At 56.9% G+C, this 12,617-nt stretch carries 11 protein-coding genes, 1 tRNA gene and 1 pseudogene; 12 read left to right on the top strand and 1 reads right to left on the bottom strand.

The genetic code is table 11. The annotated features are described in order from the left end of the window. The first annotated feature begins 33 nt into the window (after window positions 1-33). Together ABLN87_RS17975 and ABLN87_RS22520 are read left to right on the top strand one after the other, a co-directional pair. Window positions 34-110 (top strand) — tRNA-Met (locus ABLN87_RS17975). A 104-nt stretch (window positions 111-214) separates the two neighbouring features. Next, window positions 215-327 (top strand): annotated as a pseudogene (locus ABLN87_RS22520) (IS6 family transposase); the annotation flags it as partial. Window positions 328-385: 58 nt separating this feature from the next. Here ABLN87_RS22520 and ABLN87_RS17970 read toward each other — a convergent pair. Continuing rightward, on the bottom strand, window positions 386-1,435 hold the full coding sequence (locus tag ABLN87_RS17970) for a LacI family DNA-binding transcriptional regulator (RefSeq protein WP_353012862.1): 1,050 nt from the start codon (window positions 1,433-1,435) through the stop codon (window positions 386-388). A 127-nt stretch (window positions 1,436-1,562) separates the two neighbouring features. Here ABLN87_RS17970 and ABLN87_RS17965 point away from each other — a divergent pair, with 127 nt between their 5' ends. The 10 genes from ABLN87_RS17965 to ABLN87_RS17920 all read left to right on the top strand — a co-directional run bounded on the left by ABLN87_RS17965 (window position 1,563) and on the right by ABLN87_RS17920 (window position 12,616). Continuing rightward, entirely contained in the window at window positions 1,563-3,068 is a 1,506-nt protein-coding gene (locus ABLN87_RS17965; protein WP_353012860.1) for a sugar ABC transporter ATP-binding protein, read from the top strand. A gap of 11 nt (window positions 3,069-3,079) precedes the next feature. Next, the gene (locus ABLN87_RS17960) at window positions 3,080-4,099 is read left to right on the top strand and encodes an ABC transporter permease (RefSeq protein WP_353012857.1); all 1,020 of its coding nucleotides are present in this window, start codon (window positions 3,080-3,082) and stop codon (window positions 4,097-4,099) included. A 20-nt stretch (window positions 4,100-4,119) separates the two neighbouring features. Then, on the top strand, window positions 4,120-5,166 hold the full coding sequence (locus tag ABLN87_RS17955; protein WP_353012854.1) for a substrate-binding domain-containing protein: 1,047 nt from the start codon (window positions 4,120-4,122) through the stop codon (window positions 5,164-5,166). A gap of 119 nt (window positions 5,167-5,285) precedes the next feature. Then, window positions 5,286-6,047, top strand: coding sequence for an ATP-binding cassette domain-containing protein (locus ABLN87_RS17950; protein ID WP_353012851.1), 762 nt, complete (start codon window positions 5,286-5,288; stop codon window positions 6,045-6,047). An 11-nt stretch (window positions 6,048-6,058) separates the two neighbouring features. Next, window positions 6,059-7,186 carry an ABC transporter permease gene (locus ABLN87_RS17945; protein ID WP_353012848.1) on the top strand — a complete coding sequence of 376 codons (1,128 nt, stop codon included), beginning with the start codon at window positions 6,059-6,061 and terminating at the stop codon, window positions 7,184-7,186. 83 nt (window positions 7,187-7,269) lie between these two features. After that, on the top strand, window positions 7,270-8,421 hold the full coding sequence (locus tag ABLN87_RS17940; protein WP_353012845.1) for a substrate-binding domain-containing protein: 1,152 nt from the start codon (window positions 7,270-7,272) through the stop codon (window positions 8,419-8,421). Window positions 8,422-8,533: 112 nt separating this feature from the next. Continuing rightward, window positions 8,534-9,517 carry a YncE family protein gene (locus ABLN87_RS17935; RefSeq protein ID WP_353012842.1) on the top strand — a complete coding sequence of 328 codons (984 nt, stop codon included), beginning with the start codon at window positions 8,534-8,536 and terminating at the stop codon, window positions 9,515-9,517. Continuing rightward, entirely contained in the window at window positions 9,514-10,518 is a 1,005-nt protein-coding gene (locus ABLN87_RS17930) for a 4-hydroxythreonine-4-phosphate dehydrogenase PdxA (protein WP_353012839.1), read from the top strand. Before ABLN87_RS17935 ends, ABLN87_RS17930 begins: the two co-directional genes overlap by 4 nt. A 10-nt stretch (window positions 10,519-10,528) precedes the next feature. Continuing rightward, entirely contained in the window at window positions 10,529-11,704 is a 1,176-nt protein-coding gene (locus ABLN87_RS17925) for an L-rhamnonate dehydratase (protein WP_170537300.1), read from the top strand. Between the two features lie 3 nt (window positions 11,705-11,707). Further along, a complete protein-coding gene (locus ABLN87_RS17920) occupies window positions 11,708-12,616 on the top strand; it encodes a dihydrodipicolinate synthase family protein (protein WP_353012836.1) in 909 nt (302 codons plus the stop codon). Window position 12,617: the final 1 nt, after the last annotated feature.

Below are 12,617 nucleotides of genomic sequence, written 5' to 3'. Positions count from 1 at the left end.
TAGCCGAATAGGCGGTAGACCATACCAAAGTGTCGCGGGATGGAGCAGCCCGGTAGCTCGTCAGGCTCATAACCTGAAGGTCGTAGGTTCAAATCCTACTCCCGCAACCAACGTCAGAAAATCCCAAACAGCCCGCATCTCTACAATTAATCCCCAAGATCAATCGCTGAACGTTCCAACCCCGTCAGAATCATAACCTGAACGGGGAGCAGGAAAGCAAGCGCAAAGGTTTCTTGCTGCTATCAACTCTTCACCGTCTCACACCGTCATGCAAGAACCCATGCATTTGGCCTCTGGGAGGGTTACGCTCTCGAAATGACAGCCTGACAGACGCAGACCAGGCTGCCATCAGTCGCGGGTAAACAAGCTGGCAATGCCGGCTTAACTATCTGCTCTGCTTTGATTTTTTTACCGTACTTCCAGGAATGAGTCGAAATCCGACGTCCTTAGTAGATTTTGTCGGTTCACCATTGATCTGTGCCAACACCATCTCCGCAGCGATCTGGCCAATTCTGAGGTGAGGGACCGCGATTGATGTCAGCCGATAAGGTTGTATTGCTGCAATTGGCAGGTCGCCCCATCCTGCGATGCCGATGTCGTCAGGAACGCTCATGCCGATCTTCTGCGCGTACTGCAGGCCTCCGATCGCCATATTGTCGTTCTGATAATAAATGACTTCGACATCGCGATGGGCTGCCAGCAATTGTTCGGTGCCGTAAAACCCGGTGTAGAAACCTGGGGTGTCCTTTAGAAGTAGCTGTTTTTCAAGTCGCCCATTTGCGTCTTCAATTGCTTTTGAGAAACCGTGAAGCCTTGCGGTCGCCGCGTTCGCGACATCATGAGACGTGCCGACGTAACCGAACTTTTGGTACTCCATTCCGGCAAGGTAACGGCCCATGCTATAGCCGCTGTCAAAGTGGTTCAGCCCAACGCACATATCTAGAGGGCTGGAATTGAAGTCCCAGATTTCGACCAAGGGAATTCCAGCGCCGCGCAGCATCTGAATGGCTTTCTGGCTGTGAGAACGACCTGTTATGATCAGCCCAGCAGGCTGCCAGGACAGGACAGTTTCTATCCATTTTTCTTCATGATCAATCTCGTGTTCTGTCAGGCCCAGAACGGTTTGGTGGTCGAACGCACCAAGCTTGCGGTCGATGCCCTCGAGAACCTGAGCGAAGATTTCATTGCCCAGTTCTGGGATGCTGACGCCGACAAAAGTCGATTTTTTGTCACCGGCAAAAACCGTTGCCAAACGATTCGGTAGGTATCCCAGACGATCCACTTCGGCCATGACCTTGGCACGCGTTTTTTCCGAGAAACCACCTTCATCACGCAAGACTCGGCTGGCAGTCATCTTGGAAACGCCTGCTGCCTTCGCCACTTCCGCGAGGCTCACCTTATTGTTTTTACTGATTTTATCAGGGTCGCTGCTCATTTACGTTACGGGTAACTCTTTTTTGTTGACATCCGCCTTGCCTAGGCGAATGCTAGCGTAACGTTACGGGTAACTCAATACGGTGTTGAGGAGCATCGGAGTTTCCTAGATCTAGGGGGAGGCAGCTGTGCCGAGCACTGCGCAGAACAATTTATTCTTTGACGGGATAAAGAAGCATTTTGGCGGCACCTATGCGCTGCGGGATGTTTCGCTAAACGTCGAGCGTGGTGAGATTGTTGCCCTGCTGGGCGAAAACGGGGCAGGCAAATCGACCCTCATCAAAATCCTTGGTGGAATTCACAAAGCTGATGAGGGGCGGGTTCTGATCAATGGCGAGCCCTACGAGCATCGCCCGGGTGGTTTTGGTGAACGCCAGTCTGTTGCCTTTATCCACCAGGACCTGGGCATGATCGAATGGATGACCGTGGCCGAGAACATTGCGCTGGCTCTGGGCTATTCCCGAAAAAGCGGTTTGATCAATTGGAAATCCGTGGAGAGCTTTGCGCAAGACGCGTTGGACAAGGTGGGGTGCGAATTCGACCCGACCACGCGGGTACAGGATTTGTCGCGGACCGAAAAATCTCTGGTAGCGATTGCCCGCGCTTTGGCCGTGGATTGCGACTATCTGGTGCTGGATGAACCAACTGCATCCCTGCCAGCGGATGAGGTCGAACGGCTGTTCGAAGCGTTGCGCCCTTTGAAGGAACAGGGCGTTGGCATGATCTACGTGTCGCACCGGCTGGACGAGATTTTTCAGATCGCCGACCGTGTTGCGGTTCTACGAGACGGTGAGATGGTTGGCCTTCGCAGCATCGACCACACCACGCCTGAAGAGCTGGTTTATATGATCGTCGGTCGCAAGACTCGGCAGGTGATGAAGCCGGATACCCCACCGGGCGATACGCTGCTTGAGGTGTCCGGGTTGAACATGGAAGCGGCTCATAATGTCAGCTTTCAACTGCGGACCAACGAGATCGTTGGTCTTGTGGGCCTTCGTGGCGCGGGGCACGAGAACGTATCTCGTGCGCTATTCGGGTCGGAAGGGTTTAGTGGCCAGATTACCCTGCATGGTGAAACGCCTGACCTGAGCTCTCCGCAGACCGCGATGGCGTCCGGGATCGGCTTGGTGGCGCGGGACAGAACCGAAGAATCGGTCGCCATGTCACTGACGATCCGTGAGAACACGTTCCTGAATCCGGCGGCAATCGGGCGGTCGTTGCTGTCGTTCATGAGCCATCGGGCCGAGACCGAAAGTGCTGCCCGGATCGGTGCTGATGTGGCCCTGTCACCCAACGATCAGAGTATGACGATTGAGAGCCTGTCGGGTGGTAACCAGCAGAAGGTTGTCATCGGGCGCTGGCTTGAAACCAAACGCAAGCTGTTGATCTGCGAAGACCCGACTGCGGGTGTCGATGTTGGTGCAAAAGCAGAAATCTACGCGCTGTTGAACCGCGCGATGGAGGAGGGCGTCGGTATCATCGTCGTTTCAACCGACTTCGAAGAAGTTGCTGCCATCTGCCACCGCGCCATTGTCTTCAGCCAGGGTCAGATCGTGCGCGAATTGACCGGTACCGAACTGACCACTGAAAACCTGATACAGGCTGCCTCGGCCTCGAACGCCGTGGCAAGTTAAGGAATACGACTATGCAATCGCTTGAATCCAATGCGCTGGAACCGACCAAGGCCGAGTTGAAAGGCGCCTCGTTAAAGACTCGAATTCTCAGGTTCTTGCCGGTTTACGGGCTGGTTCTGCTGACTGGTTTTCTGATCATCCTGTTTTCGATCCTTCTGCCGAACACCTTCCCGACGCTTCTGAACCTGCGGGCAATTATCTCGGACAAGGCGATCATTGCGCTTCTGTCCTTGGGGGCGATGATCCCGATGGCGGCAGGTCGCATCGATCTAACCGTGGGATACGGCATCGTACTCTGGCACATCCTGGCGATCTCTCTGCAGACCTTGTACGGCATCCCATGGCCGATTGCGGTGGCGATTGTTCTGTTGCTGGGTCTGCTGACCGGTTTCCTGAACGGTCTGCTGGTCGAGGTCGCCAAGATCGACAGCTTTATCGCCACCTTGGGCACGGGTACGGTGCTTTACGCTCTGGCGCTTTGGCATACCGGTGGGCGTCAGATGGTCGGCGCGCTGCCGGACAGCTTCTATGCCATCAACGGCACCTTTGTATTTGGCCTGCCAATCACCGGCTTCTACGTGCTGGGGATCACAGTCGCGATGTGGCTGATCCTCGAATATACGCCGATTGGCCGGTACCTCTACGCGATTGGCGCCAATCAGCGTGCTGCGCAGCTGAACGGTATTCCGACCCGGAAATTCGTCATTGGTGCGTTCATGTCATCGGGCCTGATCACCGCCTTTGCGGGCGTGTTGCTGGCGTCAAAATTGCGGATCGGGCAAGCCTCGGTCGGTCTTGAATTTCTGTTACCTGCTTTGGTTGGGGCCTTTCTTGGGTCCACAACCATCAAGCCGGGACGCGTGAATGTTTGGGGAACAGTCGTGGGTGTCGCGATCCTGGCTGTTGGTATCTCGGGCATTCAGCAATTCGGTGGATCCTTCTGGGTCGAGCCGATGTTCAACGGTGTCACGCTGCTGATCGCAATCGGTATCGCCGGTTACGCTCAGCGTCGCAAAGGCGCCAAAAAGTAAACAGCATAAGGGAGGAGATTATGCTGAAACGGACTTTCATGGCGGTATCCGCTGCCGCTCTGCTAACAGGTTTGGGGTTTCCAGCGACCGCCGAGACGGCGTTTGACGGACCTACAAGCGGACCCAAAGCTGCAGAAGGCAAATCCATTGTTGTCGTCGCAGGGGATCTAAAAAATGGGGGTATTCTCGGGGTCACTAATGGCGTCGAGGAAGCGGTTGGCGCAATCGGTTGGGAGGTGCGCGTGTTGGACGGTGCCGGATCCATCCAGGGTCGGACCGGAGCCATCGGCCAGGCACTGGCGCTGCAACCCGACGGGATCATCATCAACGGCTTTGACGCCATCGAGCAGCAGGCCGCGCTGGAAGGCGTGGTAAGCGCGGGCATTCCGATGGTGGCCTGGCATTCCGGCCCCAAGATCGGATGTGACGCGCCCGGAGGCATCTTCGCCAATGTCTCGACCGATGCCATGACGGTGTCCGAGGTGGCCGCAGAATGGGCGATGGAAGATGGTGGAGACAGCGTAGGCGCAATCATCTTCACCGACTCGACCTATCAGATCGCCATCGATAAGGCCGACCGGATCAAAGAAACCATCGAAGCCGCTGGCGGCACGGTGCTGGAATATGTCGATACGCCCATCGCCGACACCTCGGCCCGGATGGGACCACTAACCACGAGCCTATTGCAGAAATATGGCGACCAGTGGACCCACGCGCTTGCGATCAACGATCTGTATTTCGACTTCATGGGGCCGGCATTGGCGGCGGCGGGTATCTCATCCGACGACGGGCCTCAGGCAGGGTCAGCAGGGGACGGGTCTGAGGCTGCGTTCCAGCGCATCCGCAGTGGCAACTACCAGACAATCACTGTGGCCGAACCTCTTAACTTGCAAGGCTGGCAGTTGGTCGATGAGCTGAACCGCGCCATTCAGGGCGAGGCGTGCTCGGGCTATATCACGTTGCCCGCACTGGTGACCGAGGAAGGTCTGGCCAAGCTGGGCGATAGCAATCAGTTCGACCCGGACAGCCCCTATCGCGAAGCCTACGCAAAGATCTGGGGCAAGTAACCGATCCGGTGGTCCTTGCCTGAGTTGGCAAGGGCCCCGCTCGAAAAGATGACACAGCGCAGAGCCAAATCAGCGGTCTTTCGACTGCCATGGCGGAGCTTTGCGCAGAGGAGGAAACCATGAGCGCACAGCCATTGGTTCAAATGCTAGGAATAACCAAACGCTTCGGCGGGGTGACCGCGCTGCAAGATGTCGATCTGACGGCCTATGCGGGCGAAGTTCTCGCCATCGTCGGGGACAACGGGGCGGGTAAATCCACCCTGATCAAGATCCTGACCGGAGTGTATCAACCCACCGAAGGTCACATTCTGATGGATGGAAAACCGTTGGAGATGGCCAGCCACTCTGACGCAATCGCAAACGGGATTGATGCGGTTTACCAGACCCTCGCGCTGGCCGATCATCTTTCCCCTGCTGCCAATATGTTTCTGGGCAACGAACTGACCAAGACCGTGTTCGGCATTCCGTTTCTCGACAACAAGCGGATGAAGGCCGAGGCCGCCCGGGTTCTGGAAGAACGTCTTGGTGTCCGGCTGCGGTCGATGGATGTGATGACGGAAAGCCTGTCGGGTGGCCAACGTCAGGCGGTCGCGATCTCGCGCGCGGTCTATCACGAAGACCTGCGCTTGCTTGTTATGGACGAACCAACGGCAGCTTTGGGTCCGCAGGAAACCGCAAGAACTCTGAAACTGATCAAGGCGCTGCGCGAGCAGGGTCTGGCCGTGATCCTTATTTCGCACTCGCTGGATGACGTGTTCGAAGTTGCCGACCGCGTGCATGTGCAGCGCCGGGGCCGCGCTGTTGGCGTTGTCAAAACCGCGGAGAGTTCCGTTCAAGACGTTCTGGGCCTGATTGTCGGCGCCCAGGACGTAGCTGCGTGAAGGAGAACGATATGTCCGCGGCGACGACAAACACTGAACAAAGAACCATCATGGACCGGTTGGAGCCTTATCTAGCCTTTATCGGGCCGATGGTCATGATTCTTGCCATCCTTATCTTCATGGGCATTGCCGAACCGGCGCGGTACTTCCGCCTCACCAACCTGAACCTGATCCTGCTGGATGCCGCGCTTTACATGCCGATGGCGATGGCGATGACTTTCGTCATCACGCAGCGCGGCATCGATCTGTCCATCGGGTCAATTGCGGCTCTGTCTGCGATCCTGATGGCGTTTCTGGTCAAGCAATACGGTTTTCCGGCCTGGGTCGCGGTGCCTTTGGCTATCCTGCTGGGTGCGATCATGGGCCTGATCAACGGGCTGGTGATCACCCGGTTCAAGGTCCCGGATCTGATCGGCACGCTGGCCATGGACCTCGTCTATCGCGGCCTGGCATTGGTGATTGCAAAAGGTCTGGTTCTGGCGCGGTTCCCCGAATTGATCACTGAAATCGGACGTGGCCAGATTCCGGGTTTTATTCCCGTGCCAGTGGTGCTGGGTTTGATCACAATGGCCATCGGCTATGTCGTGCTGACACGCACCTATTTCGGGCGCTACACGATTGCGATTGGCTCGAACCCCGAAGCCAGTGAAATGACCGGCGTGGCTGTCGATCGGCACAAGATCTATGCATATGTGCTGATGGGTGCCGCTGCGGCGATGGCCGGTGTCATGCTGACCGGAAAGCTGAATGCTATCCAGGCGACCTCGGCTCCGTATTTCAACTTGCATGTGATTGCGGCTGTGGTGGTTGGCGGCACGTCCCTCTTCGGTGGACGCGCCTCAATGCTGGGATCATTGGCCGGTGTGCTGCTGCTGTCGATGATGATCAACGCACTGGTAACGCTGCGGATCGAATTCTTCTGGCAATCCGTCGCCTCGGGCGTGGTGATTGTCAGTTCAGTCGCGCTGTACACCTGGATGCAGAAGAAAGATCGCGACGGAGCCCGCAGCCTGCTGGACGGGTTGCGCACCAAAGAGGCGCAAAAACTGATCCGTTTCTCCGCCGCGCTGATCGGAGCACTCATCCTGTTGCTGGCCCTTGGGGCCGGACTGGCAACCGAGCCTGCGCCAAGCGGCTAAGGCAATAAAGATGGTGCGCCGAGAGGTAGGAGTCCCGGCGCACCTGCAAGACCCCACAATGTTCGCGAAAGGGAGGACTTACCGTGAAACAATTCAACAAAGCACTACTAACGACAAGCGCGTTTTGCCTGTGTGCCACTGCGGCCTTTGCCGACGGGCACGGAAAACTGCCGCTGAAAGAGCTGCCGGGTATCGAAGATCGGGAGTATTGGGTGCCGGGTGAGGTGAATGCCGACGGCAAGCTGGAGGCCTTGCAAGCCACCACGGGGGCCGAGGCGGTCAAGTATTCGGGCGCGCAGGACGGGCCGCTGCAGATCGCCCTGATTTACCCATCAGCGGACACGTCGGATTTCTGGGCGCGCAACTATCTGGCCATGACCAAGCGCCTGGACGAGTTGGGTATCGAATATGAGACCACCGAGTTCGCCAGCCGTCAGATCGAACACAGCCTGCAATCGACCTATGCCAATCAGGTCGTGCAGGATTCTGACCTGTATGACTTTGTCATCTTCGGCCCGTCGGAACTGGCTATTCAGGCGGATAACATCGACAAGATGGCGGGCAATGACGGGTTTGCAACCTTTGTCTGGGCCTTCCATACACCGCCCAAGGATCTGACAAACCAGCCGGATGCATGGTTCGATTTCAGCTCAGCCGCCGGTGCGCTAACCATGTGCGACTATATGCTGGAACGTCTGGGTACTGACGTGACCATGGCGATGAACCGCGGCATTCCGGGGATCACCGACGATCAGCGCTCGGGCGATTTCAAAGCCTGCGTTGAGGAGAAAGGCAACTGGACCACGGTCTACGAGCATTATGGCGAATACCAGCGTGAAGGCGGCTTCGAAGGCACCAGCCTGATTCTGCAGGCCTACCCTGAAGCCACGATCATCCACAACGCCAACACCGCAATGGCGATGGGGTCGGTCGAAGCACAGGTTGCTGTTGGCAAGGAAAAGGATGTGTTCTCGACCGGTTGGGGTGGCACGGGCCTGGAGCTGGACGCGATCCGGCGGGGTGAGCTGGATGCAACCCCCATGCGCATGGGTGACGACGTGGGCGCCGCAACGGCCGAGGCGATCAAGGCGCATATGGAAGGCCGCCAGGACGAACTGCCCTTTGTCTTCCTTGGTCGGATCACAGTCGCGCATGACCAAATGAGCCCCGAAGAACTGGATGCGCTGGAACAGGAAGCGTTCCGCTTCTCGGGCGTTGGCGCGCTGGAGCGTTAAACGGTCTGGGCGGGGAATCCCGCCCATACTCACCCGGTTCAAACCGAATTGGGGATTGACGTTTGCTTGAGCGGTTAATAACGATGTGACCGGTCACACAGATTGAAGAAAGATGATGTGGAAGGGATCCAAGATGGCGCAATCCATGATGCTGATCGAAAAATGCAGCCATTGCGTAAGCTGGTACGATATTGAAACAGGGGCCCGTCAGGGCCGTTTGGATCTGCCGCATTTCCCCCACGAGTTCGTGGTCGATGACGATTTTCACTATGCCTATGTCGGACATTACGGTGTGCAGAATTCAGGCATTGATGGCACCGATGGCCGCTCGGTCATTGTGATTGACATCCGCAAGCAGGAAATCGTTCACACCTATGATCTGGGCGAGCACGCCCGCCCGCATGGGATCGGTCTTGACGGTCAGGGCCGGCTTTATGTGCTTTCGGAATGGACCGGACATCTGCTGGTCAAGGAAAACCCGCGCGCCTTCGATCAAGGCTGGGATCACATCACCCCCACCGGCGGCACCAAATGCCATCTGTTTGCCCTGACCAAAGACGGGCATACGGCCTATTCGATGAACCTGATCTCGGGCGATGTGACGGTGTTCAACCCCTATGAGGCATCCGTTGTTCCGATTTCGATAAAAACCGGGCAAAAGCCCGAAGGGCGTTGCCTGCGCGAAGAGGCGAACACGCTTTACACGTCTCAGCGCATTTCCAACACGGTGGCAGTAATCAACACGGGCACGTTAGAAATCGAGCGTAGCTTTCCAACGCCGGATGACCCCTGCCGCATCTACTATGATGCGAAACGAAACCGCCTGGTCACGATGAACCACTTCGGCGGCTCTTTCTCTGTATTTGACGAGGCAACAGGGGAAATGCTGCACGAACAGAAAACACCTGCGAACCCGCTGGCGCTGTGTATCGATGACGAGGCCGCATTCGCCTATATCGCCATTGATTGCGAGCAGGTGCAGCGGTTCAACCTCGACACGTTCGAGGTGGTGCAGACCTTTGATACGGGCAAGGAGCCGGATGTAATGGTGATCCTGCCCGATGGATTTTCGAAACATTGGGAGAACGCGGCATGACCAAGCCTCGTATCGCTATTGTTCCCGGCGACCCGTCGGGGATTGGGCCGGAACTGATTGCCAAACTGCTGAATCAGGAGGGTGTGCGGGAGGTCGCAGATATTGTTCTGGTGGGTGACAGCCACCTTTGGGAACGTGGCGCGGAACAGGCAGAACTGAGTGTGCCTCTAAACACAGTGGATGCGGTGGCAGATCAACCGGGTCTGTCGCATCTGGAGCTCGACACGATCGCGCCCGAGAACGTGAAGATCGCCGAGGTCACCGTTGAGGGCGGAACCACATCCCTTCGCTGTCTCGACAAGGCGATGGACCTTGCGATGGCCGGGCAGGTCGATGGCATCCTGTTTGGACCGTTCAACAAGGCTGCGATGACAGCGGCAGGCCTGAACGCCGAGGACGAACACCGCTATATGGCGCGCTATATGGGCCATGATGGATACCACTCGGAACTCAACGTTCTGGACGAGCTGATGACAACGCGTGTCACCTCTCACATCGGCCTCAAGGATGTCGCTGCCAATATCACCGAAGACGGAATACTTAAGGCGGTCAATCTGGCCAATGACACGCTGCGAAAGGCCGGGAAAACCCGGCCCAACATCGCCGTGGCGGCGCTGAATCCTCATGCCGGAGACAACGGAAAGTTTGGCCGGGAAGAGATCGACATTCTGGAGCCCGCAGTGCGCAAAGCACAACAGAAACAGATGAACGTGACCGGCCCCTGGCCCTCGGACACAGTGTTCCTGAAGGCGCAGCGCGGTGAGGTTGATGCGGTTGTGACCATGTATCACGACCAGGGCCAGATCGCGATCAAGCTGATGGGGTTTGAGCGCGGTGTGACCGTTGCCGGTGGGTTGCCGATACCGGTGGCGACCCCGGCCCATGGCACCGCTTTTGATATCGCCGGACAGAACAAGGCCAATCCGGGCGCAACACGGCAGGCGTTCGACCTGCTTGTGCGTATGGCAAAGACGCATCGCGCAGAACGCCGCGCGGACTGAGGAGACCAAGATGACCAAGATCAAATCCGTGCGCACCCGCGTCTGGAACTGGACCGGGCCGACCGTGCCGCCGACGGGCAATTTCTGCACAAATGCGTCTGACGTGCTTTGGGACAAGGGCGATGCAATGTCATCGTTTCGCTTCCATCAATGGCTGACCTGCGAGATCGAGACAGAAGATGGGACAGTGGGTATTGGTAACGCTGCGCTCGCGCCGACCGTAGTTAAGAAGGCCATCGACGATTGGTTTGCGCCCATGGTGATCGGCGAAGATCCGTTTGATTATGCCTATCTCTGGGAAAAAATGTATCGCCGCAGCCATGCCTGGGGTCGAAAAGGGATCGGGATGACCGCGATCTCGGCTGTTGATCTGGCGATCTGGGATCTGATGGGCAAGTTGGCGGGCAAACCGGTTTTCAAGCTGCTTGGGGGGCGCACAAAGGAAAAGATCCCCGTCTACTACTCGAAACTATATTCCGGTTCGATCGAGAGTATGCAGGCAGAGGCGGAAGAGGCTAAGAAGCACGGCTACACCGCGTATAAAATGCGCTTTGGCTGGGGGCCCAAAGACGGGATGCCGGGCATGCGCGAAAACCTTAAACGCGTCGAGGCGGTGCGTGAAGTGGTTGGTTATGACGCTGATCTGATGCTGGAATGCTATCAGGGCTGGAACGTGGACTACACCAAGCGCATGCTGCCGAAACTGGCAAAGTATGAGCCTCGCTGGCTGGAAGAACCTGTGATCGGTGATGACGTTGCCGGGTATCAGGAGCTCAACGCAATGAACATCGTGCCGATCTCAGGTGGTGAGCATGAATTCTCGGTTATTGGATGCAAAGATCTGATCGCCAGCAAAGCGGTCAGTGTCCTGCAATATGACACCAATCGCGTGGGGGGCATCACAGCGGCGCAAAAGATTAACGCCATTGCAGAGGCATTCCAGGTGCCAGTCATCCCGCATGCAGGGCAGATGCATAACTACCATCTCACGATGGCTAATGCCAACTGCATGATCAGCGAGTACTTCCCCGTCTTCGATGTCGAGGTCGGAAATGAGCTGTTTTATTACATATTCGAAGGTGATCCCGATGCAGTCGACGGGTTCATTGATCTGGATGATAGCAAGCCGGGTCTGGGCATCGAGATCACTGATAAGCACCTCAAACACTTCGAGATTACGGAGTAACTCATGAGCTATACTGGTATCTGCCCGGTTGCGCCGACGCCGTTCAATGATGACGGAAAACTTGATCTGGAAGGGATGAAGCGGGTTCTGGATTGTCTGATCGATCAAGGCGCGGACGGGATTTGCGTTCTGGCCAATTTCTCGGAACAGTTCCTGATCTCGGATGAGGAACGCGAGATCCTGACACGGCTGAGTCTTGAGCATGTCGCCGGTCGTGTACCGATGATCGTAACGATCAGCCATTTCGCCACACAGATTGCTGTAGAGCGGGCGAAATTCGCCAAGGATCTGGGCGCAGACATTGTGATGATGATGCCGCCCTACCATGGGGCGCTTCTGAAAGGGAACGCTCAGCAGACATTCGAACAGTTTGCCGCCGTTGGCGAGGTTGGCATTCCGATCATGGTGCAGGACGCACCGTTGTCGGGCGTCGATCTGCCGGTGCCACTGCTGGTGCGCATGGCGCAAGAGATCGACATGGTGAAACTGTTCAAAATCGAATGCCCGCGCGCCGCAAACAAGTTGCGCGCGCTGATTGCGGAAGGCGGCGATGCCATCGAAGCACCCTTTGATGGTGAGGAAGGCATCACTCTGTTGGCTGATCTGGATGCAGGGGCCACGGGGTCGATGACATCGGGCATGATCGTGGATCAGATCAAGCCAGTGATTACGCATCACCATGCGGGTCGCATTGATGAGGCGACGGCGGCGTATGGGCGTGTCGCGATGGTGATCAACCATGAGAACCGTCAATGCGGCTGGCAATCGTGCAAAGCCGCAATGGTCGAAGGCGGCGTGATCCGATCTGAATTCTGCCGCCACCCGATTGATCCGCTGCAACCGGCCATTCGCGACCGTTTGATAGACCTTTTGAAACCGCTGGACCCAATGGTCCTGAAATGGGGAAAATAGA

It is taken from the genome of Ruegeria sp. SCP10 (assembly GCF_040329495.1).
In the GTDB taxonomy this organism is placed as follows: Bacteria; Pseudomonadota; Alphaproteobacteria; order Rhodobacterales; family Rhodobacteraceae; genus Ruegeria.
This window is presented reverse-complemented; position numbering and strand designations above follow the sequence as displayed.

Bases quoted from the DNA above. Each gene is read 5' to 3' on its own strand.
- ABLN87_RS17945 (WP_353012848.1), top strand. From the start codon at position 6,059: ATGTCCGCGGCGACGACAAACACTGAACAAAGAACCATCATGGACCGG.
- ABLN87_RS17920 (WP_353012836.1), top strand. From the start codon at position 11,708: ATGAGCTATACTGGTATCTGCCCGGTTGCGCCGACGCCGTTCAATGAT.
- ABLN87_RS17960 (WP_353012857.1), top strand. From the start codon at position 3,080: ATGCAATCGCTTGAATCCAATGCGCTGGAACCGACCAAGGCCGAGTTG.
- ABLN87_RS17970 (WP_353012862.1), bottom strand. From the start codon at position 1,435: ATGAGCAGCGACCCTGATAAAATCAGTAAAAACAATAAGGTGAGCCTC.
- ABLN87_RS17925 (WP_170537300.1), top strand. From the start codon at position 10,529: ATGACCAAGATCAAATCCGTGCGCACCCGCGTCTGGAACTGGACCGGG.
- ABLN87_RS17930 (WP_353012839.1), top strand. From the start codon at position 9,514: ATGACCAAGCCTCGTATCGCTATTGTTCCCGGCGACCCGTCGGGGATT.
- ABLN87_RS17950 (WP_353012851.1), top strand. From the start codon at position 5,286: ATGAGCGCACAGCCATTGGTTCAAATGCTAGGAATAACCAAACGCTTC.
- ABLN87_RS17935 (WP_353012842.1), top strand. From the start codon at position 8,534: ATGATGTGGAAGGGATCCAAGATGGCGCAATCCATGATGCTGATCGAA.
- ABLN87_RS17955 (WP_353012854.1), top strand. From the start codon at position 4,120: ATGCTGAAACGGACTTTCATGGCGGTATCCGCTGCCGCTCTGCTAACA.